This is a genomic window from Olsenella sp. oral taxon 807, from assembly GCF_001189515.2.
Taxonomy (GTDB): Bacteria; Actinomycetota; Coriobacteriia; order Coriobacteriales; family Atopobiaceae; genus Olsenella_F.
This window is the reverse complement of record NZ_CP012069.2, coordinates 372,695-396,098: the sequence shown is the minus strand read 5'-3', so window position 1 is coordinate 396,098 and position 23,404 is coordinate 372,695. Positions and strand designations below refer to the sequence as shown.

At 63.4% G+C, this 23,404-nt stretch carries 20 protein-coding genes; 2 read left to right on the top strand and 18 right to left on the bottom strand.

Going from position 1 to position 23,404, the window contains the following annotated elements; all coding sequences use genetic code 11:
- Window positions 1-225: 225 nt before the first annotated feature.
- The 4 genes from pcp to ADJ70_RS01730 all read right to left on the bottom strand — a co-directional run bounded on the left by pcp (window position 226) and on the right by ADJ70_RS01730 (window position 3,265).
- Window positions 226-876 carry a pyroglutamyl-peptidase I gene (gene pcp / locus ADJ70_RS01745; RefSeq protein ID WP_050342952.1) on the bottom strand — a complete coding sequence of 217 codons (651 nt, stop codon included), beginning with the start codon at window positions 874-876 and terminating at the stop codon, window positions 226-228.
- 61 nt (window positions 877-937) lie between these two features.
- On the bottom strand, window positions 938-1,906 hold the full coding sequence (locus ADJ70_RS01740) for a DUF979 domain-containing protein (RefSeq protein WP_050342949.1): 969 nt from the start codon (window positions 1,904-1,906) through the stop codon (window positions 938-940).
- Complete coding sequence (locus tag ADJ70_RS01735; RefSeq protein ID WP_050342947.1) at window positions 1,907-2,668, bottom strand: DUF969 domain-containing protein; 762 nt, start codon at window positions 2,666-2,668, stop codon at window positions 1,907-1,909.
- Between the two features lie 201 nt (window positions 2,669-2,869).
- The gene (locus ADJ70_RS01730) at window positions 2,870-3,265 is read right to left on the bottom strand and encodes a hypothetical protein (protein ID WP_050342945.1); all 396 of its coding nucleotides are present in this window, start codon (window positions 3,263-3,265) and stop codon (window positions 2,870-2,872) included.
- A 282-nt stretch (window positions 3,266-3,547) separates the two neighbouring features.
- Here ADJ70_RS01730 and ADJ70_RS01725 point away from each other — a divergent pair, with 282 nt between their 5' ends.
- Window positions 3,548-4,345: a DUF4013 domain-containing protein gene (locus ADJ70_RS01725; protein WP_050342943.1), complete on the top strand. Its 798-nt coding sequence runs from the start codon at window positions 3,548-3,550 to the stop codon at window positions 4,343-4,345.
- Between the two features lie 175 nt (window positions 4,346-4,520).
- Here ADJ70_RS01725 and leuB read toward each other — a convergent pair whose 3' ends face one another.
- From leuB to ADJ70_RS01705, 4 genes are all read right to left on the bottom strand, one after another.
- Window positions 4,521-5,654 carry a 3-isopropylmalate dehydrogenase gene (gene leuB, locus ADJ70_RS01720; protein WP_371256206.1) on the bottom strand — a complete coding sequence of 378 codons (1,134 nt, stop codon included), beginning with the start codon at window positions 5,652-5,654 and terminating at the stop codon, window positions 4,521-4,523.
- Window positions 5,655-5,722: 68 nt separating this feature from the next.
- Window positions 5,723-6,235, bottom strand: a complete 513-nt coding sequence (locus tag ADJ70_RS01715) for a 3-isopropylmalate dehydratase small subunit (RefSeq protein WP_050342939.1) — start codon at window positions 6,233-6,235, stop codon at window positions 5,723-5,725.
- A 194-nt stretch (window positions 6,236-6,429) separates the two neighbouring features.
- Complete coding sequence (locus tag ADJ70_RS01710) at window positions 6,430-6,684, bottom strand: hypothetical protein (protein ID WP_157051347.1); 255 nt, start codon at window positions 6,682-6,684, stop codon at window positions 6,430-6,432.
- 554 nt (window positions 6,685-7,238) lie between these two features.
- A complete protein-coding gene (locus ADJ70_RS01705) occupies window positions 7,239-8,024 on the bottom strand; it encodes a PD-(D/E)XK nuclease family transposase (protein WP_050342937.1) in 786 nt (261 codons plus the stop codon).
- Between the two features lie 422 nt (window positions 8,025-8,446).
- Between ADJ70_RS01705 and ADJ70_RS15535 the strand changes: the two genes are divergently transcribed.
- Window positions 8,447-10,165, top strand: a complete 1,719-nt coding sequence (locus ADJ70_RS15535) for a tetratricopeptide repeat protein (RefSeq protein WP_216597299.1) — start codon at window positions 8,447-8,449, stop codon at window positions 10,163-10,165.
- Window positions 10,166-10,585: 420 nt separating this feature from the next.
- On the opposite strand, the gene leuC is transcribed toward ADJ70_RS15535, so the two are convergent.
- The 10 genes from leuC to ADJ70_RS15470 all read right to left on the bottom strand — a co-directional run bounded on the left by leuC (window position 10,586) and on the right by ADJ70_RS15470 (window position 23,350).
- Entirely contained in the window at window positions 10,586-11,851 is a 1,266-nt protein-coding gene (gene leuC / locus ADJ70_RS01695) for a 3-isopropylmalate dehydratase large subunit (RefSeq protein ID WP_050342936.1), read from the bottom strand.
- Window positions 11,848-13,227 carry an ATP-binding protein gene (locus ADJ70_RS01690; RefSeq protein WP_216597298.1) on the bottom strand — a complete coding sequence of 460 codons (1,380 nt, stop codon included), beginning with the start codon at window positions 13,225-13,227 and terminating at the stop codon, window positions 11,848-11,850. The genes leuC and ADJ70_RS01690 overlap by 4 nt, the downstream gene beginning before the upstream one ends.
- Window positions 13,228-13,237: 10 nt before the next feature.
- Complete coding sequence (ilvD, locus tag ADJ70_RS01685; RefSeq protein ID WP_050342935.1) at window positions 13,238-14,893, bottom strand: dihydroxy-acid dehydratase; 1,656 nt, start codon at window positions 14,891-14,893, stop codon at window positions 13,238-13,240.
- Between the two features lie 84 nt (window positions 14,894-14,977).
- Window positions 14,978-16,177 carry a threonine ammonia-lyase gene (ilvA, locus tag ADJ70_RS01680; protein WP_050344681.1) on the bottom strand — a complete coding sequence of 400 codons (1,200 nt, stop codon included), beginning with the start codon at window positions 16,175-16,177 and terminating at the stop codon, window positions 14,978-14,980.
- Window positions 16,178-16,242: 65 nt separating this feature from the next.
- Complete coding sequence (gene ilvB / locus ADJ70_RS01675; RefSeq protein ID WP_050342934.1) at window positions 16,243-17,946, bottom strand: biosynthetic-type acetolactate synthase large subunit; 1,704 nt, start codon at window positions 17,944-17,946, stop codon at window positions 16,243-16,245.
- Between the two features lie 191 nt (window positions 17,947-18,137).
- Window positions 18,138-19,157 (bottom strand): ketol-acid reductoisomerase, encoded by a 1,020-nt coding sequence (gene ilvC, locus ADJ70_RS01670; RefSeq protein WP_050342932.1) that lies wholly within the window; start codon window positions 19,155-19,157, stop codon window positions 18,138-18,140.
- A 78-nt stretch (window positions 19,158-19,235) separates the two neighbouring features.
- Window positions 19,236-19,742 carry an acetolactate synthase small subunit gene (ilvN, locus tag ADJ70_RS01665; protein ID WP_050342930.1) on the bottom strand — a complete coding sequence of 169 codons (507 nt, stop codon included), beginning with the start codon at window positions 19,740-19,742 and terminating at the stop codon, window positions 19,236-19,238.
- 3 nt (window positions 19,743-19,745) lie between these two features.
- Complete coding sequence (gene ilvB, locus ADJ70_RS01660) at window positions 19,746-21,437, bottom strand: biosynthetic-type acetolactate synthase large subunit (protein ID WP_050342928.1); 1,692 nt, start codon at window positions 21,435-21,437, stop codon at window positions 19,746-19,748.
- A gap of 71 nt (window positions 21,438-21,508) precedes the next feature.
- Window positions 21,509-23,044 carry a 2-isopropylmalate synthase gene (locus ADJ70_RS01655; protein ID WP_050342926.1) on the bottom strand — a complete coding sequence of 512 codons (1,536 nt, stop codon included), beginning with the start codon at window positions 23,042-23,044 and terminating at the stop codon, window positions 21,509-21,511.
- A 171-nt stretch (window positions 23,045-23,215) separates the two neighbouring features.
- The gene (locus tag ADJ70_RS15470; protein ID WP_256381301.1) at window positions 23,216-23,350 is read right to left on the bottom strand and encodes a hypothetical protein; all 135 of its coding nucleotides are present in this window, start codon (window positions 23,348-23,350) and stop codon (window positions 23,216-23,218) included.
- Window positions 23,351-23,404 lie beyond the last annotated feature (54 nt).

The window sequence follows — 23,404 nt, the reverse complement described above, 5'->3', positions numbered from 1 at the left end:
GAGGGCGCCGGCACAGAATGCGCTTTTGCGTGAGGCTGCTCGACGTTTGCCCAGGTGAGGAAAAGCGCACTCTACGGAAAGACGTACTCTGGGACCGCGCCCTCACGGAAAAGCACATTCTGGCTGTGTCGAGAGGCGCAGAGTGCGCTTTTCCGGAGCCGACACAGCCAAAGTGCGTCTTTCGGTGAGGTGGTACGAGACAGCCAACGCACACCGTCGGCGGTCTCAGTGCGTCGTGCCCACGCTCAGCGCCACGTCCTCCATATGCTCGAGCGCCGCAGCGAGGGCGACCTCAAGGCCCTTGGCCATAGTCTCGATGGGCATGCTCGGCGTGTCTGCAGGAAGCTGCGTCGCCTGCTCGGTTGCATAGGGGACGTGCAAAAAGGCACCACGGGTACCTGGAAACCTGGTCGCGAGCGAATGCAGGAGGGCATACATGACGTCGTTGCAGACGTAGGTCCCGGCCGTGAACGAGACGGCCGCAGGCACGCCGGCATCGTTCATGGCCTGCGCCATGGCGCGGACCGGCAGGGTTGAGAAATAGGCGTCGGGGCCATCCTCCACGACCCTCTTGGCGAGCGGTTGGTTACCCTCGTTGTCAGGGATGCGCGCATCGATGTAGTTGATGCCCACAAACTCAGGCGTGATCTTGCAACGCCCGCCGGCCTGGCCAACGCAAAGCACGATATCGGGTCTGTTGGCCTCTATGGCGGCATCGACCGCCGCCGAGGCGCGCCCAAAGACCACGGGGATCTCCACCTTGACCACCTCAGCACCACCGATGGTGTCGGGAAGTCGCCGCACGGCCTCCCACGCGGGGTTCATGGTCGCTCCCCCAAAGGGCTGAAAGCCCGTCACCAACATCCTTGCACTCATCGCATCCTCCCATCATTGCCGCCAGCTCTCGCGACGGCATCGTCAACCCACAAGGCCACGCTCACAGCACGGCCACAAGCACGACCATGAGGCAGATCTGGAACACCAGCATGATGAGGGCAGGAACGATCTGCCTCTTGATGACGCCATACTCGTCTCTCATCTCGAGGATGGCCACAGGGACGATATTGAAGTTCGCCGCCATGGGAGTCATGAGGGTTCCGCAGTAGCCACAGGTCAGGGCCAACGACCCCACGATCGCAGGATCCGCTCCCAGCGAGAGTACGAACGGCGCCCCAATGCCCACGGTCATGACCGTGATGGCCGCGAAGGCGTTGCCCATGATCATCGTGAAGAGCGCCATCCCAAGGCAGTAGACGACAATGCCCACGACGAGGTTGCCCTGCGGAATGACGGCCCCAACGATGTGCGAGATGACGTCACCGACACCGGCTGCAGTGAACGTCGCGCCAAGGATGGCCAGAAGCGTCGGCAGCATGATGAGAGGGCCGACGATATCGAGCATGCGACGCGAGTCCTCAAGAAAGACGCGCGCGCCGTTCTTCTTGGGACGCATGGCGACAAGGGTAGCCATGCCGACAAAGACGCCCACGGTGATGCCGACGAGCGAGCTGATCTTGGTGAGAAACGCGAAGACGAGGGAGAAGGCACCTATCGCAAATGCGGGTATGAAGATCCTAAAGCCCAGCTCCCCGTAACCCTCGCCCATCTCCTTTTCACTCGGCTTGAGTCTGTCGATGCCAGCACCCACCTGCCTGAATATGGGCGGGAGCACCATGACGACCACGAGGGCGCCGGCAACCTCGCTGGGCACCCAAGGACCAATGATAAAGAGCAGGCCTAAGACGGACCAGAAGACACAGGTGCCAACCCGCTTCTCGTTACTGTCATCCCTGAGGTTGCACAGACCTGCATAGACGCACACGAGGCCGATAATGACGTAGACAAGTTCGAGCAGCTTGTTGGAGAGCGTCACGTCTGCGCTCTGGAAGAATTGGATGGGATTCATCTAGCCCACCTCCTTCCCAGATGCCTGGGAGCTGGGCCTACCAGAGACCTCATCGCCGCCTTGGGCGGCCAGCTCCTGTGCGAGCTCCCGCTCGTCACGACCCATGAGCCGCTTATCGAGGATGAGGTAGTACACGGTGGTCACGGCGACGGCGACGATCGCCACGGGGATTTGGATGGCGGCAAGCCTTGGCAGCTCGACCGCATAGCCAAGGTCGGCCATCGTGCTTTGGACCAAGAGCATGCCAGAGGTACCCACGAAGAGCACCTGGCCAAAGAACCAGGCAACGTTCTCCATGCCTGCGGCCATGCCCTTGAGTGCCTCCCGATGGCTCTCTGACATCCTGTGGCCCCCCGTCTCGTCAGCAGCCTCGGCCATAGGCATGACGACGGGCTTCACAAAACCGGCGACGCCACCAAAGCCCACGTTGAACGCGGCAAAGATGACGCGAAAGACCCCGTAGGCGCCAAGGATCAGGCCTGCCGACGCCCTCTTGATGCGACCCATGAGAGCCCTCGCGGCGCTCTTGAGGCCATTTCTCTCAAGCGTTCCCGTCAGCAGGAATATGACGACGCTGATGAGCATGTTTCGGTTTGACACGAAGCCCTTTCCCAGCGTCTGGAGAAAGACCACAGGATCCATGCCGGCAATGATCGCCGTCACGACGGCAGCGAGCATGATGGTGAGGATGGAGTCCCACTTGAGGGCAAACCCCACGACCACAATGACGATGCCGAGCAACTTGATGACTTCCACTTCCATATGACCTCCGCAGACGACGCGTCGGACCGATGCGACCGGCCATGCCGACGCGAGAGACAGGGCGCCTCCTGATTGTGAACGTTGTACGCAGGAAGCACAAGACGTGGCTTGGTTTGGACCGGAAGAAACGCAGTAGCCTCCAGGGAGGACTTTCACGGCGAGTGGAACCACGTCATAAGGCCTCGTGATACGGATTAGTAATTACCCATCAGTAGTAATACCCGTAGTAATATCCTCGGGCACGTAACAGGTGTAGACATAATCCCAGCCAGCGGGACGAAAGTCGAGGCCCTCAATATGGTCAACCCAGCGGAACTTACACGTGAGGATCATACACTCCGTACAGCCATCCGTATGGCGGAAGTAGTAGCGAGTCTGGCCAAACTCATCGACGCCCTGGTAGAGGAAGGTGTACGTCATATTGCGGTATTCTCTCTCAAACCGCATGAATGGGGAGTTAAGCGCCTCCTCCACACTCGGTCCGTCGTAGTACGCCTTCAGCATCCTGCCAAAATGGACGACCAAAAGCACAACGACAACCAAGACGATGGTGGTCACCGTCTTGTGCGAGCCCGTCTTGTTCGCGTCCCTCTCCATATCGAAGCACCTCACGTTCACAGGCCAGAAGCTTCCCTACCACATATTCTACTGTAAATCACCTGTCCTGCCGTACGCCACCTGCCCTGCTGTATACAGGCCTGCGCTCAGCAGCTACCTCAGATGACGCAACCTGGAGCTTGCGGACGGGCCAAAGACAACATAAGATGACAGAATAGTTCACAGATTCTGAGCCGGATCCAATCCTTTTCAGAAGAACCCCTTACGTCAATGTGTTCGACGCTACCAGTCAACTGCCGAGAAGAGAGGAGCCTCCGAGCCATGCAAGAAACAAAGTACCTCTCTCACGTTTGGGCCCAGCTCACCGAGGACAAGGGCTGGATCACAACTATCCTGATGCTGTCTGTCTGCATGCTCCTTCCCGTCGTGGGATGGATCTGGATTATCGGATATGAGACGGAGTGGGCCCTCCTCATCGCTCAAGGGATCGAAGGGCCTCCGGAACGAAAAAACATCGACATCGTCCGGTGTTTCAGGAGCGGATGCCATACCGTTGCGGCAACTCTTAGCTGGTGCGTTATACTCGGGTCGTTTCTTTACCTCGTCCTGAGGATGGTAAGCGATGCGTCGTTCAGCCCAAATATCGATGCACTTGGTATTATCAACTCTCTTTTCCACTTCTGGGCAGTGTTCGTCATATTGAGCGCGAGGTCTTCCATCTTCATGCCCGTCCTTGCTGTGGTCTCACTCTATGTGAACTTCATGGTCATAGCCAGCCTTCGGGCGGCTATCTGCCGAAATCCTGCCGCAGGCTATCAAGCGGGCCACATCCTTGGGATGATCGGTCGTGACCTTAACGGTTACCTCAATATCTCGGGCATGACCATGATCGCCATGTTTATCGGCAACATCGTTTTCATAGCCCTCTCCCAGGTGGCGGCTGCCATGATTCTCCTCTCGCTTGGGATCTCCAACATGGTCTTCAGAATCTTCCTGTTCTTGATGTTCTGTCTGCCCGTGGCCATTGTCTACACCCTCATCTCTCTGATCGACTACGCCATGGTTGGACTATGGATGAGACAGTTCAACGAGGCTGGTTCAGCGCACCCTCACTTGTGACACCGGACATCCGCAGCGCGTCGTGCACCCGGTGGCGTCAAGTGGCACGACTGTCGGAAAACGCGCAGTTAGCGAGAGATTTCATGCCACTCGGTGGCGTCGAGTGGCACACGCGTCGTACACTCAGTGGCGTCGAGTGCACGCTTGGGGTGTCTGCGCGGGCGTGCGCGGCAGGCTATCCCGCATGTAGCCTAAAGGCCTCGATGATCTTGTCACCCATGGCTGCAGTACCGAGCCTGTGGGCGGCATCGGTCGCCTCGTCGGCGAGATCGTGGGTGCGCCAGCCGGCCGCCAGCACGTCCTCGACAGCGGCCGCGACGGCATCGGCAGCAGCATCCATCTGGAAGCTATAGCGCAACATGAGCTCGACAGAAAGTATCTGCGCAATGGGGTTTGCGATGCCCTTGCCCGCGATGTCCGGGGCAGACCCGTGGCTCGGCTCGTAGAGCGCCGTACCGTCACCCAGAGAGGCGCTTGCCAGCATACCGAGCGAACCCGTGAGCATGGAGGCCTCGTCGGAAAGGATGTCGCCAAAGGTGTTCTCGGTCACGAGGACGTCGAACTGGGCAGGGTTTACCACGAGCTGCATGGCACAGTTGTCGACGAGCATATCCTCGCCCTCGACACCCTCGAACTTTGCGTTCATGCGATGGTTGACCTCACGCCAGAGACGGGACGTCTCGAGAACGTTCGCCTTGTCGACCGAGGTTACGACTCCGTTACGACGACCTGCCGCCTCGTAGGCCCAGCGCAGAACACGCTCTACCTCGTACTCGCGGTACTCCATGGTGTCGATAGCGACATCGCCGACAGAGCCGCCAACGCCCGCGCCCTCGACACCCTGCCGGCGCTCGTGCGTGCCAAAGTAGAGGCCGCCCGTGAGCTCGCGGACGATGAGCAGGTCTACGTCGTCGAGACGCTCGGGGCGCAGGGGTGATGCGTCGCGCAGCGCCTCGAAGACGCGGACGGGGCGTAAATTGAGATAGAGTCCCAGGTTCTTGCGGATGGCGAGCAACCCCTGCTCCGGACGGACGGCACCTGGCGTCGGATCGTCCCACCTTGGTCCGCCCACAGCGGCGAGCAGCACGGCGTCTGCCTCCCGCGCCGCCTCGAGCGTCTCTGGCGGAAGGGCACTAACCTTGGCCCCTGCAGCACTCGTCGCATCGATGGCACAGCCGCCGATAAGCTGATCGTCGCAGTTGAAGTTGACGTCATAGGCCTCGCCGATGGCGGCGAGCAGGTGCTTGGCCTCGTCCATGATCTCTGGTCCTATGCCGTCTCCCGGAAGGGTGCAAATCTTATAGCTGATAGCTGCCATGGTCTGGGCCTCCTTGCCCCAATGTGGGCCTTTTTGGCCCCGCCTGTCCCCGTTCGGACCTACCGCTTATCCTGTCTCCGCTCAGCCACCTGCCGCTTGGCGCGATTCACGAGCCCACCTTCGTTGATAATCTCTTGGATGAAGGGGGGGAAAGGCTGCGCCGAGAAACACTCGCCCGTGGTCTTGTCCGCAACGGCGCCCGTATCGGCGTCCACAGAGATAACGTCACCGTCACGCACGGCATCGACCGCCTCCGGGCACTCCAGGATAGGAAGGCCTATGTTAATGGCGTTGCGATAGAAGATGCGCGCAAAGCTCTTGGCCACGACCACGCTCACGCCAGCCGCCTTGATGGCCACCGGCGCATGCTCGCGGGAGGAGCCGCAACCAAAGTTCTCCTCCGCAACGATGATGTCCCCCGGCCTCACGCGATCCACGAAGCTCGTGTCCAGATCCTCTAGGCAGTGCCTCGCGAGCTCGGCCGGGTCGGAGGTGTTGAGGTAGCGTGCGGGGATGATCACATCCGTGTCGATGTCACGTCCATAGCGAAACGCGGTTCCCTCGAACTTCATTGGTCTTCCCCTTTCGATACGCCCCACAAACTCCTAGACAGGAGCTATTGTAGAGTGGTTTTGAAAACGCGCAGGCGGTGACCCCAGGCGGGACCGAAAACGTAACACAGGGCCTGTCCATGCTGTGGCCGCACCAAGGGCTATCGGACCCGCAGGGGTACGGTCAGTCCCACGCCTCGTATAGTGTCCAGCAACTAACGTGCCCTGCCTGCCCCATCCGAAAGGAGGGTATCCACGACGAGCTCCTCGACCGTCGGGCCCATGTCCGACAGGCTCCACCTCCGTCTGCAGGCGTCCGGCTCGACGTCCGCCTCCCTGTGGTGACGCAGGATCCTCTCCTCGGGCTCGTCCTTGCTGGACACCCGGATGCCGCACGGCATCTGGCGGATCATCTTCGAGAAGACGCCCTCGACCAGGTCCGGCCAGGAGCCGTGCCTGGGCGCGGACACGAACCCGAGGCGGACCGAGACGATGGCTGGATAGCGCCTCGTCTTCGCGGAAGGACAGCCGCTCGCGGGGCGGCGGCGCGTCGCGCGTCTTGGTCTCGAAGTTGGGGTCGCGACGCGCGCGGCAGTGGGCCATCTTGTTGGGCTTGATCCGGACGTCCGCCAGGATGTCGCGCGCTGCCGGTCGCGACCATCGCGAGCCTCGGGTGGCCTGCGGCCTCCGCCGTCTTCCCGGCGTGGGCCCAAGGCAGGTCGCTCGCCCTGAGCTCGGCGGCGTAGCCCAAGTCGGCGGGCCGCTGGCACGCGAGGCCCACCACGAGGGCGCGGTCGGCGACGGGGCCGGCGTCTCGCCGGAGTCGCACAGCAGCGGAATCTGAACCCTGACGGCGGCCTAGACCTGAGCCGTGCGCATGCGGGCCAGCCACCCGGGCCTCTCCCTGTCCCTCGCACCCAGCACGACCGTCGTCTTCGATCCTGTTCGTTCGTGCCTCTCGCTCTCACCCTCCGTCAACGGGAGCATACCGCACTTACAATCCAATTACTTAGTGGATATTATACTACGCGAGCATGCGCTCGACCTCTTCGGGGTCGAGCCCCAGCGACGCCGCTGCGGCGCGCACGTCCACGAGGCCGTCGCGCACGAGCTTGTCGAGCGTCTCGGTCCTCCCCTCGGCCCTGCCCTCAAGCCTGCCCTCGGCTTTGCTCTCAGCTCGGATCTCCTCAACCACCCTGCTCATCGTCCCTCGCCCCTCCTCCGTGTGCCTGAGCCTGCGCTTCTCCCTAGACGTGGCCGGAAAGCGCGTCTCGTCGTATGCCTCTGCCTCCGTGAACACCTCCATGAGCGCGGCAACGTCACTGCCGTCCCTCGCCAAGGCGTTCACGTAGACCTCGCAAAGACCGTTCTCGACGATCCTGCCGGTCTCCCTCACGACCCTGTCCACATGATACAGCGAACGAGCAGCCCCAAAGGGGTCGAACTCGCCAACGAGCACCACGCAGACGTCCGGAACGTCCCTGAAGCGCCCTCCCGGCGGCGTCCTGTCGGCCGTCACCAGGGAGGCGTAGTAGCGCACCCGCCTCTGGTGATCCTCGTACTCCGAGCGCTGCACCTCCACGTTCACGAGCCTGCCGTCGGAGAGCTCACAGAGGGCGTCGAGCACCACCGAGCGTCCCCGCAGGTTCGTGACGGCGGCCTGCGGGGTGCTCTTCACCACTTTAAGTCCCTTGTCCTCGAGCAGCACCCTCAGCACCTCCTCGCAGAAGGCCTTGCTCAGCGCCATCACCCGAAACATCGGATCGTCTATGGGCCTCAGCCTATCCACGTCCCGTTGCGTCCCCTTCATGCGACCCTCCCATCGTAACCTCTCCTCTGTGAGAGCATTATCTCATAATAAGGAACATATGTTTTAGTTATTTCATGAGTACATATGTTTGTCACACTTGCGCGTCCCCAGACGGGACATTTCGCGTCCATCGGGAGGGGTGTTATAACCCTCAACCTGAGCTGCCCAGGGCATCCACCTACATCCTGCGGGCGCTGAGATGACGACTCTGCTTTCGACTGTAAAGTCGAGACGTGCCCACGCACGGAAGGACCTGATCGGGGCACTCAGCATCCAGATGAGCTTGGCACCAAGGAGATGGCCTGGTCATCCTGACGTACAATAGGATGCGTGGCGCATCCCTCTCGCCTTGGGAGCATGATGGACACAGGTATGTTAGTGCCGGACGATATATCAGCGCCGGACCAACAGAGAGGACTTTCGTGGATCAAAAGCTTGCTGAGAACCCCCCGAAGGATAGCGCCTCCACTGAGGGGCGGTCCTCTGGCGAGGCCATGAGTGTCGTCCGAGAGGGAAGTCGTGCGCACAAGAAGGGGGACTACGCCGAGGCCCTCCGCCTGTTCCGACTCGCGGCCGAGCAAGGCGAGGCGGATGCACAAAGCTGGCTCGGCCTCATGTACTCATTAGGTCACGGGGTCACACAGAGCAATGACGAAGCCTGCCGCTGGTACCGGCTCGCGGCCGAGCAGGGCGAGCCTTGGGCGCAGTACAGGCTGGGTACCATGTACAAGGAGGGTTACGGGGTCACGCAGGACGACGTCGAGGCCTGCCGCTGGTACCGGCTCGCGGCCGAGCAGGGCGAGCCTTGGGCGCAGTACAGGCTGGGTACCATGTACAAGAAGGGTCGCGGGGTCACGCAGGACGACGTCGAGGCCTGCCGCTGGTACCGGCTCGCGGCCGAGCAGGGCGAGCCTTGGGCGCAGTACAGGCTGGGCATGATGTACGAGAAAGGCCGCGGGGTGGAACAAGATTACGCCGAGGCCCTCCGCCTGTTCCGGCTCGCGGCTGATCAGGGCGAGGCGGGGGTGCGAAGTTTTGTAAGGCTTATGTCCGCAGGGGGACACGGGATAGAGCAAATGGACGCCGAGGCCTGCCGCTGGTACCGGCTCGCGGCCGAACAGGGCTATGCCTGGGCGCAGTACAGGATTGCATTCATGTACATGAGCGGCCGTGGTGTGGAGCAGGACGACGCCGAGGCCTGCCGCTGGTACCGGCTCGCGGCCGAGCAGGGCGAGGCGGATGCGCAAAGCTGGCTCGGCTTCATGTACGAGAAAGGCCGCGGGGTCACGCAGGACGACGTCGAGGCCTGCCGCTGGTATTGGCTCGCGGCCGAGCAGGGCGAGCCTTGGGCGCAGTACAGGCTGGGCATGATGTACGAGAAAGGCCGCGGGGTCACGCAGGACGACGTCGAGGCCTGCCGCTGGTACCGGCTCGCGGCCGAACAGGGCTATGCCTGGGCGCAGTACAGGATTGCATTCATGTACATGAGCGGCCGTGGTGTGGAGCAGGACGACGCCGAGGCCTGCCGCTGGTACCGGCTCGCGGCCGAGCAGGGCGAGGCGGATGCGCAAAGCTGGCTCGGCTTCATGTATGAGAAAGGTCGCGGGGTCACGCAGGACGACGTCGAGGCCTGCCGCTGGTATTGGCTCGCGGCCGAGCAGGGCGAGCCTTGGGCGCAGTACAGGCTGGGCATGATGTACGAGAAAGGCCGCGGGGTCACGCAGGACGACGTCGAGGCCTGCCGCTGGTACCGGCTCGCGGCCGAGCAGGGCGAGCCTTGGGCGCAGTACAGGCTGGGCATGATGTACGAGAAAGGCCGCGGGGTCACGCAGGACGACGTCGAGGCCTGCCGCTGGTACCGGCTCGCGACCGAGCAGGGCGAGCCTTGGGCGCAGTACAGGCTGGGCATGATGTACGAGAAAGGCTGCGGCGTGGAACAAGATTACGCCGAGGCCCTCCGTCTGTTCCGGCTCGCAGCCGAGCAAGGCGAGGCGGGGGCTCAGCGACAGCTCGGTGACATGTATGAATTCGGTTGGGGTATTGAGAAGAACATCCCAATGGCTCGCCATTGGTACGAGCTAGCCGCAGGACAGGGAGACCCATTGGCTCAGAACGCTTTGCGCTTGATGGGGTCGGAGTAAGGACTCGCGAAAAGGCAAACGGGCCGTAGTCGGAACTCGTCGAGCTCCTCGGCCTGCCGCTGCGAGCGGCCGTGGGTATGCAGGAGTGTACACAGATCGGCGAAAACGGACTCTCGGAGCCGTTTCGGGGCATTTGTGTACACTGTTGCGCCGCTGCGGGCAGGCGTGGGTATGCAGGAGTGTACACAGATCGGCGAAGATGGGCTCTCGGCGCAACCACCGCCCGCATGCAGAATGCGCCTTTTGGTGAGACCCACACGCAAAATGCGCCTTTCCGTGAGAGTGACACCCCCAGAGTGCGTCTTTGCGTGAGTCGCCAGGTGCAGAGTGGGGCACTTGTGTACGCTGTCGCGCCGCAGTTCGCCGAGGCGTCAACCCACACTAACCCCCGAAGAGCCCAATTGCTTCGTGGATATTATACTAGCTCAGGTCTGACGGCAGGGCGATGTGGCCTGCAACGGCGGACGCGGCGGCAACGGCCGGCGAGGTCAGGTACACCTCGGAGGTCGGGTCCCCCATCCGACCCACGAAGTTTCGGTTCGTGGAACTCACGCAACGCTCCCCGGCGGCGAGGATTCCCATGTAGCCGCCCAGGCAGGGTCCGCAAGTGGGTGTCGAGACCACGCAGTGTGCGTCAATGAACACGTCCATGAGGCCCTCGTGCACGCACTGCAGCCACACACCCTGCGTCGCGGGGATCACGATGCAGCGCACCTTGGGGTCGACGGTACGTCCTCGCAGTACGTCTGCAGCCAAGCGCATGTCCTCGATGCGCCCGTTCGTGCAGGAGCCAATCACCGACTGGTCTATCGCGATGTGGCGGCTCTCGGTCACAGGATGGGTGTTGCTCGGCAGGTGCGGCCACGAGACCATGGGTACGATGTCCGCCGCATCGATGTGCATGACCCTTCCGTAGCTGGCATCCGCGTCGGAGTGGTACTCGCGCAGGGGATGCTCGGCGTGCCGCTCCACATAGGTACGGCACTTGTCATCCACCTCAAAGAGGCCTGCCTTGCCACCTGCCTCGATGGCCATGTTGGCAATGGTCAGGCGCCCCTCTATGGAGAGGCCACTGATCGTAGACCCCGCGAACTCCATGGCGCAGTAGAGCGCCCCGTCGACACCTATCTGCCCGATCACAAAGAGGATGATGTCCTTGGCACAGGCGCCCTCGGGAAGCTCGCCCTCGATGTCAAAGAGGATGGTCTCGGGCACCTTGAACCAGGCACGACCCGTCGCCATGCCCACGCCCGCGTCCGTGGAGCCAACGCCCGTAGAGAAGGCGCCGATGCCACCGTAGGTGCAGGTGTGGGAATCGGCACCTATCACGAGGTCACCCGACACCACGATGCCCAGCTCGGGCAAAAGGGCGTGTTCGATGCCCATGCAGCCCTGCTCAAAGTAGTGGGTGATGCCCATCTCATGTGCGAAGTCGCGCGTGACCTTGGTCTGCTCGGCGCTCTTGATGTCCTTGTTGGGCGCGTAGTGGTCTGGAACCAGAAAGATCTTGTCCTTGTCCCACACGCCCGCGCCGATGTCGCGCACGGTCTTGATGGCGATGGGCGCAGTGATGTCGTTGGCAAGGACACCGTCGAGCTTACACTCGATGAGCTGACCGGGCACCACCTCATCGAGGCCTGCGTGGTCTGCCAGGATCTTCTCTGCCATGGTCATGGGACGTGTCATGTCTCCTCCTTCGGTTGTCGAGTTCGCGATATGGGTGATTGCGCCGCAGCGTGCGCGGGCACGCGTGAGAGCAGGCCGTCCACGAACTGCCGGGCACCTCGGGCGGAGCGGCCTCCCCTGCGCAGGGCAAAGCGTTCGGCTTGGAGCTCAAGCTCTGCGGAGTCCATCCCAAGCTGCGCATCCGACGCGAGCTTACGCACGATGTCCAGGTAGGTTGCTTTGTCAGGCTTCGTGAACGAGACGTGGATGCCAAAGCGGTCACTGAGCGAGACGATCTCCTGCATCGTGTCGTTGAGGTGCACGTCGTCTCCCTCGCGCTCCGAGAACGACTCCCTAACAAGGTGGCGGCGGTTACTCGTGGCATAGATCACCACGTTGTCGCTCTTGGCCGAGACGGAGCCCTCGAGGATCGCCTTGAGGGCGGCAAAGTTGTCGTCCTCGCACGAAAACGAGAGGTCATCGATGAAGATGATGAACTTGAGAGGGTTGTGCGTGAGCTCCTCGAGGATCTGCGGGATGGCCTGCAGCTGCCTCTTGCGAACCTCCAGGATGCGCAGGCCCCTAGGCGCGAGCTCGTTCACGACCGCCTTGACCGTGGAGCTCTTGCCGGTGCCGGCGTCACCCGTGAGCAGCATGTTCGCCGCAGGCCTGCCGTCGAGGAGCGCCACGCTGTTGTCCCAGATCTGCGCACGCTCGCGCTCGTAGTCAACGAGGTCAGAGAGGCGTATGGGGTCCGGGAAGCGCACCGGTGCGATGGCCCCTTCCTCGTCCACGTCGAACACGTGGTAGCGGGCGTAGATCCCATAGCCATGTCGCCAGAGGCCGGCCACGCGCTCGGCGTAGGCGGCGGGCAGATCGATCAACGTTGTCTCGAAGCGCGGCAGCGACGCGAGGTCCACGCCATCAGGCAGCTCGCCGAGCAGGCCCTGGGGCACAAGCGCCGCCACGGCGTTCAGGGTCAAAAGCTCCGCCTCAAGTGCCGCTTTGAGGCTGGGCGCAATCACCTTTCCCGCGCCAAGAAACCTGAGGTAGGCATTCTCGTCTGCGAGCGTGACATCTCGCACATAGGAACCAAGGGATGCCTCGCCCGACTCATAGAGTCTGTGCAGCGTATCTGCATAGCATGCGACGCGCGCTTCCCAGTCAGCCTCGGACGCCACGGCATCGATGCACGCGCGAACGTCCGCGAGCACGGGGTCAGCCAGAAGCCTACGAAACACGGCGAGCGCAGAGAGCCTCCAGGAGAGCTCAGAGGCCTCCTGCCGGCTCAAGCAGCCTGAGTGGCCCGAGCGGGCCAAGCTGCCTGGCTGCGCGAACCCCGCCATGGGTCTTGTGCCCTTCTCGTGCGACTGCCCCTCCGCCAATGTCACGCTCACCCCCGATACCTTAGTTTAGGACCGCGCCGGTCGCTCCGGACGACACTAAAGACGCGTAGCGTTTCAGATAGCCCGAGAGGACCTTGGACTTGGGCGTGAAGGCGGCCAGGCGACGCCTGAGCTCGTCGTCGGGAACCTTGAGCTCCAGCGTGCAGGCCGGGATGTCGATGGATATGAGGTCACCCTCCTCGACAACGCCGATGACTCCGCCCGAGGCGGCCTCGGGCGAAACGTGACCAATGCAGGCACCACGCGTCGCCCCCGAGAAGCGCCCGTCGGTTATGAGCGCGACGCTCTCGCCAAGGCCCATGCCCTGGATGGCGGAGGTGGGATTGAGCATCTCGCGCATGCCGGGGCCGCCCTTGGGGCCCTCGTAGCGGATCACGACGACGTCGCCAGGCCTGATCTGACCCGCGTTGATGGCGCTCTGGGCATCCTCCTCGCTCTCGAAGACGCGGGCGGGACCCTCGTGGACGAGCATCTTGGGGGCCACGGCGGAACGCTTGACGACCGATCCCTCGGGGGCGAGGTTGCCGCGCAGCACCGCAATGCCCCCCGTCGGCGAGAAGGGATCGTCGATGGGACGGATGACGGAGCTGTCGCTGACGCGGGCGCCGGCGATGTTCTCGCCCACGGTCCTGCCCGTGACGGTCATGCACTCGCGGTTGATGAGACCCGCCTTGTCGAGCTCGGCCATGACGGCGGGGACGCCCCCCGCCCCGTCGAGGTCCTCCATGTAGGTGGGGCCGGCAGGCGCCAGGTGGCAGAGGTTGGGGGTCCTCTCGCTCATGGCGTTTGCGGCGGCCAGGTCCAGCTCGATGCCACACTCGCGCGCGATGGCCGGCAGGTGGAGCATCGTGTTGGTGGAGCAGCCGAGCGCCATGTCCACGGTAAGGGCGTTTCGGAAGGCCTCTGGGCACATGATGTCACGGGCGGTGATGCCCCGCTTGAGCATGTCCATGACGGCCATGCCGGCGTGCTTGGCGAGCTGCAGGCGGCGGGAGTACACGGCCGGCACGGTCCCGTTGCCGGGAAGGCCCATGCCGATAACCTCGGTCAGGCAGTTCATGGAGTTGGCGGTATACATGCCCGAGCAGGAGCCGCAGCTAGGACAGACGTTTCGCTCGAACTCGTGGAGCTTGGCCTCGTCTATCTTGCCGGCCGTGTAGGCGCCCATGGCCTCGAACATGGACGAGAGGCTCGTCTTGTGCCCGTCGATGTGGCCGGCAAGCATCGGACCTCCCGAGACGAAGGTCGTGGGCAGGTTAAGGCGGGCGGCGGCCATGAGCAGGCCGGGCACGTTCTTGTCGCAGTTGGGGATCATGACCAGCGCGTCAAAGCCATGCGCGAGCGCCATGCACTCGGTGGAGTCGGCGATGAGGTCGCGGGTCACAAGCGAGTACCTCATGCCGGTGTGACCCATGGCGATGCCGTCGCAAACGGCGATGGCAGGAAAGACCACGGGCATGCCACCGGCCATGGCGATGCCCATCTTGACGGCATCAGTTATCTTATCGATGTTGATGTGGCCGGGCACGACCTCATTGAAGGAGCTCACGATGCCCACGAGCGGGCGCGAGATCTCCTCGTCGGTCCAACCGAGCGCGTTGTAGAGGGAGCGGTGCGCCGCCGCCTCGGGTCCAAACTTGATAGAATCGCTCCTCATGTCCTTCTCCTTCTGGCGAGAGTCGCCATCCTTTCCTGATGCGCCCGTACCGCCACGCCACCGCGCGCACGGGCACACGCCGGGCTAACCCACGAGCGCGAAGCCCTCTCCGACGAGCTTTGCCCGGATCTGGTCTATCTGTGCCTGGTCGCGAGTCTCCATGCCCACGCGCAGGGTACAACTTGAGATCGGCAGGTCGGGGTCGGAAAGGTCGTAGTCGACCGAGACCACGTTGGCGCCGAGCTCGGCGATGATGGTGCTCACCTGCTGGAGCTGGCCCGGCTTGTCCGTGAGCCTGATCTCCATCGTCACCTTGCGCCCGCTCATCGCAAGGCCCCGGTTGATGACGCGCGAGAGGATGTTGACGTCGATGTTGCCCCCACTCACGACGCAGACGACGCGCTTTCCCGCGAGCGGCAGCTTGTCGAACATGGCCGCCGCGACCGGGACGGCACCCGCCCCCTCGGCAACGACCTTCTGGCGCTCCATGAGGTTCAGGATGGCCGCCGCGATCTCGTCGTCCGAGACAGTCACGATGTCATCCACGTACTTCCTGACCATCTGGAAGGTGATCTCGCCGGGGTTCTTGACGGCGATGCCGTCCGCGAAGGTGCTCGCCGTGTCGGACGCGTACCAGTCGCCCCTGCAAAACGACTCGGCCATGGCTGACGCGCCGGCCGCCTGCACGCCAAAGACCTGGCAGGAGGGCTTGAGGCTCTTGACGGCACAGGCGACGCCCGAGATGAGGCCGCCTCCGCCAACGGGCACGACCACCGCGTCGACGCCCTCGAGCTGGTCCATGATCTCTAGGCCGATGGTGCCCTGGCCGCAGATCACGTCCTCGTCGTCGTAGGGGTGGATGAGGGTGGCGCCCGTCTTTTCCTGGAGGCGCACCGCCTCGTCGTGGGCATCATCGTAGCTGCCCTTGACGAGACGCACCTCGGCGCCGAGCCTGCGGGTGCTCTCGACCTTCATGATGGGTGCCCCGTCGGGCATGCAGACGATGCTGCGCACGCCCATGCGGGTCGCCGCCAGCGCCACACCCTGGGCATGGTTGCCGGCACTGCAGGCGATGATGCCCCGCTCCAAGTCCCCCTTGGGCAGCTGGCTTATCTTATAGGAGGCACCACGCAGCTTGAACGATCCCGTCACCTGCAGGTTCTCGGTCTTGAGGTAGAGGTCCTCCATACCCGACACGAGGTGGGGGGCCGCTATCAGGTCGGTTTTGCGCGCTACCCCCTTGAGGACGTACGCCGCGTGATAGATCCTGTCCAGTGCCAGCATCGACATCTCTCTTCCCGTTGGTTGAGCTCCCCTGCAAGCGAGGCGGCAACCCGTGCGTGGCCCCGCTAGATGGCCAAGAAGCTAGTGATGTGCTGTCCGGCGGGAACCATCGGCCTGACCATCTCGTCGGGGTCGAGCACCGCGTCGATCACGTAGCCGCGCCCGCAGCCGAGTGCCTCGCCCAGCGCATCCTCGAGCTCGGCCTCGGTGCTCACGCGCCTGCCCTTGAGGCCGTAGGCATCTGCGAGCTTCACCCAGTCGGGACCGCGGTCGAGCGTGGTCTGGGAGTAGCGCTGGTCATAGATGAGCGTCTGCCACTGATGCACCATGCCGAGAACCGTGTTGTCGTAGACGATGGTGATGATGGGCAGCCCGTAGTGCTCGACGGTCGCCAGCTCGTTGCAGTTCATGCGAAATGACCCGTCGCCCGTCACGAGGATCACCCGCTTGTCGGGGTTGCCCACCTGCGCGCCTATGGCCGCACCCAACCCGAAGCCCATCGCCCCGAAGCCGCCCGAGGTAAGGAGCTGGCCTGGGTAGTCGTAGTGGAAGTGCTGGATGGCCCACATCTGGTGCTGGCCCACGTCGGTCGCGACCATGGTGTCATTGGGGCACATCCTGGCGATGGTGCTGTTGACCTGCTTGGGCGTGAGGTGGTCTCCGCCCCCCTCGTACTGGGTCTCGGTGGGAAACGAGAACACGAACTCCTTCCACACCAGGTGCGACTGCTGGGGGAGGCGCTCGTTCACAAGCTCCAGCACGCGCTTGGCGTCCCCAAGGACCGAGAGGTCGCAGCGGACGTTCTTGCCCATCTCGGTGCTGTCGATGTCCACCTGGACTATCGTGGCCTGACTCGCGAAGGTCGAGGGCTGGAGCGCGACGCGATCCGAGAAGCGACAGCCCAAGGCAATGAGCAGGTCGCAGTTGTCGACGGCCATGTTGGAGGCCTGCGAGCCATGCATGCCTATCATACCCGTGGTGAGGGGGTCTCGGCCCCTGAAGCCACCACCACCCATGACCGTGATGGCGACCGGCGCATCCGCACGGTTCGCGAACTCGTTGAGCTCTGCGGTGGCGCGACTGCGCACGACGCCGCCGCCGCAGATGACGAGGGGCCTCTCGGCCTTCTCGAGCAGCGCGACGAAGCTGTCCATGCTACCAGCATCGGGCTCATGCACGTCGAGGCTGCCCATCAGGCGCCGGGAGAGCTGGTTGGGAAGCTCGAAGATGCGGTGCTCCTTTACGGGAAGGGACGCAAAGTCGCAGCTCGCCCCCGTCACGTCCTTGGTGATGTCGAGAAGGACAGGTCCGGGCCTGCCGCTTCGGGCAATGAGGAAGGCCTGCCTGACGGCACTTGCAAGCTCGTGGACGTCGCTCACGATGCGGTTCCACTTGGTGATGGGCCTCGTGATGCCCGTACTGTCGACCTCCTGGAACGAGTCCTTGCCCAAGAGCTTCTTGGAGACGTTACAGGTCACGGCGACGATGGGCGATGAGTCCATGTAGGCGGTCGCGATGCCCGTCGTGAGGTTGGTGCAGCCGGGCCCAGAGGTCGCGAGGCACACGCCGACCTTGCCGGTCGAGCGGGCGTAGCCGTCGGCAGCATGGGCTGCCCCCTGCTCATGGCTCACGAGGTAGTGCTTGATCTCGGGCGTCTGGTAGAGAACGTCGTAGACGTCCAGGATCGTGCCGCCAGGGTAGCCAAAGACGACGTCGACCCCCTGCTCCTTGAGACACTCGATAAGTATCTGTGCGCCCGTGAGCTGCATATGCCCTCTCCTTTCGTGTCAATGCCTTGCAAGGCGCAGGCCCTCTCCTGACGGATATTCCCACCGTCTATGTCCCACGCCTGCGTACGCCGCCTGACCCGTGTCCCCGCGCGAATACACACGTGCGAGACGCCCGGCCCCGACGCCTTGGGCATCGGGGCTACAGGCAGGCGCCCAGGGCACCCGTACCCCTAGTTGTTGATGAGCTTGTCCTCGTCGTTCCAGGCGTACATCTTGCGAATCTCCTTGCCCGTCCTCTCCATAAGGGACTCGGCGGCCGCGCGGCGCAGGGCCTTGAAGTGGACCTGATGGCTCTCGTCAGACATGTCGAGCAGGAACTCCTTGGCAAACTCTCCGTTCTGGACGCGCCTGAGGTTATGGCGCATGCCCTCCTTGGCCGCCTCGGTGATGACGTTAGGTCCGGCGGTGTAGTCGCCGTACTCGGCGGTGTTGGAGATGGAGTAGCGCATGCCCGTAAAGCCGCTCTCGTAGATGAGGTCAACGATGAGCTTCATCTCGTGGATGCACTCGAAATAGGCGTTGCGGGGATCGTAGCCCGCCTCGACGAGCGTGTTGAAGCCCGCCTCCATGAGGTCGGTCACGCCACCGCAGAGGACGTTCTGCTCGCCAAAGAGGTCGGTCTCGGTCTCGGTGCGAAAGTCGGTCTCGAGAAGGGCCGCGCGCGCGCCGCCGATCGCGGCGCCGTAAGCCAGGGCAAGGTCAAAGGCATCGCCAGTGGCGTCCTGGTGGGCACAGACGAGGCAGGGTGTGCCCTTACCGGCAAGGTACTCGGAGCGCACGGTGTGGCCGGGGGCCTTGGGGGCGACCATGATGACGTTGCAGTCCTTGCGGACCTCGATGCAGCCAAAGTGGATGTTGAAGCCATGGGCAAAGGCCAAGGTCTTTCCAGGAGCGAGCTGGGGCTCGATATCCTTCTTGTACATGGCGGCCTGGAACTCGTCGTTGATGAGGATCATGATGATGTCCGCCCAGGCGGCGGCCTCGGCGTTGGAGACGACCTCAAGGCCCTGGGACTCCGCCTTGGCCTTGGACGCGGAGCCTTCGCGCAGGGCGACCCTGACGTTGACGCCAGAGTCTTTGAGGTTCAGGGCATGCGCGTGCCCCTGGGAGCCATAGCCGATGATGGCAACCTTCTTGCCGTCAAGCTTGGATACGTCGCAGTCCTGCTCATAGAACATCCTGAATGCCATACTTGCTTCCTTTCTCTGGCCGTACGCTTGCTATCCACCCTGATGACACCGCCGTGGCATGCGGCGGCGCGGCTGACGCTAGATGTTAGACACGTTCCTCATGATGGCACCTCCGCGCTCCAGCGAGACCACGCCCGTTCGACATACCTCAAGAATTCTGAAATCTCGCATGAGGTCTATGAAGTTGTCGATGCGGCGAGACTGACCCGCCATGCGAAATACGATGGAGCCACGGCTGTAGTCGACGATCTTGGCATGGAAGGCGTCGGCCGCATCGAGCACCTGGGTGCGACTCTCGTCCTCGTTGGCCACCTTGATCAGTAGAAGCTCGCAGCTGACGGAGTCCTCCGGGTCGAACTCCTTGAAGGAGATCACGTCCGGGAGCTTCGCGAGCTGGGCCACGAGCTGGCTCTTGGCACGATCCTCCCCCTCAAACTGCACGGTGATGCGTGAGAGCGCCTCGGTCTCGGTCTCGGAGACCGTGAGGCCCGTGATGTTGAACTGGCGACGACGAAACATGCTGGTCACACGGTTGAGGACGCCATACTCGTTGCGAACCATGATGGCGATGCTGTAGGTCTTCACGATTTACCTCCCCATCCTGGCCTGGACGTCGTCCATGTTGACAATGAGCTCATCCATGGAGGCCCCGATCTGCAGGACCGGCGTCACGAACTCGTCCTTGTCGATGGGACACTCGATGAGCGCGGGACCATCTGTGGCAAGGGCCCACGCGAGCGCGGCGTCGAGCTCCTCGGGCGTGGTCGCACGGCGCGCCTCGGCGCCCGTCGCCTTGGTGAGCGCCACGTAGTCGACGCGACGGTCGAGCGTCGTGCTGGAGTAGCGCTGACGCATGAAGAGTGACTGCATCTGGCGGACCATGCCCAGCACACCGTTGTTGACAAGGACGATCGTGACGGGGATGTGGTGGTCGACTGCGGTGATAAGCTCGGCCATGTTCATGGCAAAGGAGCCGTCCCCGGTGACCATGACCACGTGCTTGCCCGTGGCGAGCGCCGCTCCTATGGACGCCCCGAGACCAAAACCCATGGTGCCAAGACCGCCTGTGGTCACGAAGCTGCGGGGCCTCTCGAACGAGAGATACTGGGCGGCCCACATCTGGTGCTGGCCCACGTCGGTCACGACCGGCATGTCGGCCTCGCGATGTGCGTTGATGGCATCCATGATGCGCTTGGGCGTGAGCGTGTCGCGGTAGTCCGCATACCCCCGCTCCTGTGCGCGCAGCTCGCGGACCTCGCGCGCCCACTCCTCGTGTGTGTTGGGCTCCACGAGCGGAAGCAGCGCCTCGAGCGTGAGCCTGACGTCACCTCTCACGTCGACACGGTCCTCTATCGTCTTGGAGAACTCGGAGGAGTCGAGGTCAATGCGGACGACCTTGCCGCTCGGCTCGAACTTGCTGCGCTCGCCGGTGGAACGGTCGTTGAAGCGGCAGCCAAGGGCAATGAGACAATCGCAGGCGTTCATGGCCTTGGTGCTCGCGAAGTGCCCATGCATGCCCTCCATGCCAAGGAAGCCCGGCGTGTCGGTGGGTATGCCCGAGATGCCCATGAGCGAACAGCCCATGGGGGCATTGATGCGACGCGCGAGCTTGATGACCTCCTCTCCCGCGCCGGAGGAGACGACGCCGCCGCCAAAGTAGACGAAGGGACGCTGCGCCTGGTTGATGACCTTTGCGGCCGCCTGGAGCGAATCGTGGCTGGGTCCTGCCGCTGCGGGTGGCCGCACGGGCGGAAGCTCCTCGAAGTCGCAAAGTGCGGTCTGAACATCCTTGGGGATGTCCACGAGCACGGGTCCCTTGCGGCCAGACATCGCGAGCGTGAAGGCCTCGCGAACGATCTCCTGCAAGCGGCTCACATCGCGCACGAAGTAGTTGTGCTTCGTGATCGGCAGCGTGACACCCGTGATGTCCAGCTCCTGGAAGGCGTCCGTGCCGATGCAGCTGTTGGCGACGTTGCCGGTGATGGCGACGAGAGGTATCGAGTCGAGGTAGGCCGTGGCGATGCCCGTCACAAGGTTCGTGGCACCGGGCCCCGAGGTGGCCAGAACGACGCCGCAACCGCCCGTCGCGCGCGCATAGCCGTCCGCCGCGTGGCAGGCGTGCTGCTCGTGCGTGGTCTCGATGTGGCGAATCTTGTCGGGCACGTCATAGAGCACGTCGTAGATGTCGATGACCGTACCTCCGGGATAGCCGAAGATCGTGTCAACCCCCTGGTTGATGAGGCAGCGCACCAGGATCTGGGCGCCGTTGAGCTTCTCCATGCCTACCTCCCCTCCTCCATGCGAGGCGCATCCCCCTGCGCTCGCGTGTGTACGTCCCCGCGTCCATGGCGCTACTCGCCCGCCTTGGAGCGAGCGGTCTGAATCATGCGGTTGATGGCGTTGACATAGGCCTTCGCCGAGGACACGATGATGTCGTTGTCCGCGCCGCGCCCGGTGTAGACCTTACCGTCCTTTGCCTGGACACGCACGGTGACCTCGCCGATGGCGTCGATGCCGCGCGTGACGGCCTTGACCGCGAACTCCTGGAGGTCCCCGTGGGTCTCGACGATCTGGTCGATGGCCTTGTAGGCGGCATCAACCGGACCGGTGCCCGTGGAGCAGGCCACGTGCCGCGTGCCGGACTCGTCTGTGACGGTGGCGGTGGCGGTGGGAACCAGGGGGTCCCCGCAAGATACCTGGAGGGCGTTTAGCGTGTAGATGGCCTGGATGTCGCGCTGGCGCTCCTGGACCATGGACTCCAGGTCCTCGTCGTAGACCTCCTTCTTCTGGTCTGCGATCTCGAGGAAGCGCTGGTAGACCTCATCGAACTCGGCATCTGGGAAGCTGTAGCCCAGCTCGCCCAGACGGTGCCTGAGGGCGGCGTGGCCCGAGCGGGCCGAGAGGATGATCTCGGAGCCGGCAGCCCCCACGTCTGCGGGGTCGATGATCTCGTAGGTGTCGCGAGCCTTGAGGACGCCGTCCTGGTGGATGCCCGAGGAGTGGGCGAAGGCGTTCGAGCCGACGATGGCCTTGTTAGCCTGGACCTGCATGCCCGTGATGCGGCTCACGAGGTGCGAGGCGCGGGTGAGCTCCTTGGTCACGACGCCGGTATGGGCATCGAGCTCGTCGCCATGCATCCGGATGGCCATGACGACCTCCTCGAGCGCCGTGTTGCCCGCCCGCTCGCCCAGGCCGTTGATGGTGCACTCGACCTGACGGGCTCCGTTCTTGACGCCGGCGAGCGCCAGTGCCGTCGCCATGCCGAGGTCGTTGTGGGTGTGAACCGAGATGGTGACGTTCTCGATGCCGCGAACGTTGTCGGCAAGCCCCTTGATGCGCGCGCCAAAGTCCTCGGGCATCTGATAGCCGGTGGTGTCGGGGATGTTGACGACGGTAGCGCCGGCCTCGATGGCCGCCTGGATCACGCGCTCGAGGAAGCGCTGGTCAGAGCGACCCGCGTCCTCGGCATAGAACTCGACGTCCTCCACGTAGCGCTTCGCGTAGCTCACGCAGTGGATGGCCCGCTCTATGCACTCGTCCTCGTCTATCATGAGCTTCTCGCGCAGATGCTGCGGAGAGACGCCCAGGCCCGTGTGGATGCGGGGACGTCTCGCGGTCTTGAGTGCCTCGGCCGCGCGGTCGATGTCCTCGTCGACGGCTCGCGTGAGGCCGACGACGACGGCATCGTCACCCGCAAGCCGACCGATCTCCTGAACGGAGCGGAAGTCACCGGGACTCGAGATGGGAAACCCCGCCTCGATGACATCCACGTGCATGCGCAGGAGCTCCTGGGCTATGACGAGCTTCTCCTCGGTGTTCATCGAGGCGCCGGGAGACTGCTCGCCGTCGCGCAGCGTCGTGTCAAAAATGTCAATCTTTCTCGTCATGGTCCTGCTCCTTGGGTCTGTGGTGTCCGAACGGGGCATGCTGCCAACCAGTACCTTGCGTATATGGGAAGGGCGTAGTCGAGCGTAGCGGGGGCGAAACTGCCTGGAGGCGGAGGCTAGAGGCGCGCGTGGCGGGGTGACGGCATACGCCAAACCCTGAGGCCAGCACGCCTACGCTAGAAGGAGGCCCGTAAGGGGCAAGCTAATCTCGGCGACGGCAGCCGGAATCTCAAGGGACATGACCAAGGACGCGAGCGATACGCTGCGCGTGACTCCCTTGCCCTTTATGGTCCCGAGATCGAACATCTGCCTCTTTCCACGAACGCCAACGTCCTCATACGGGACGCTCGACCCCACTAT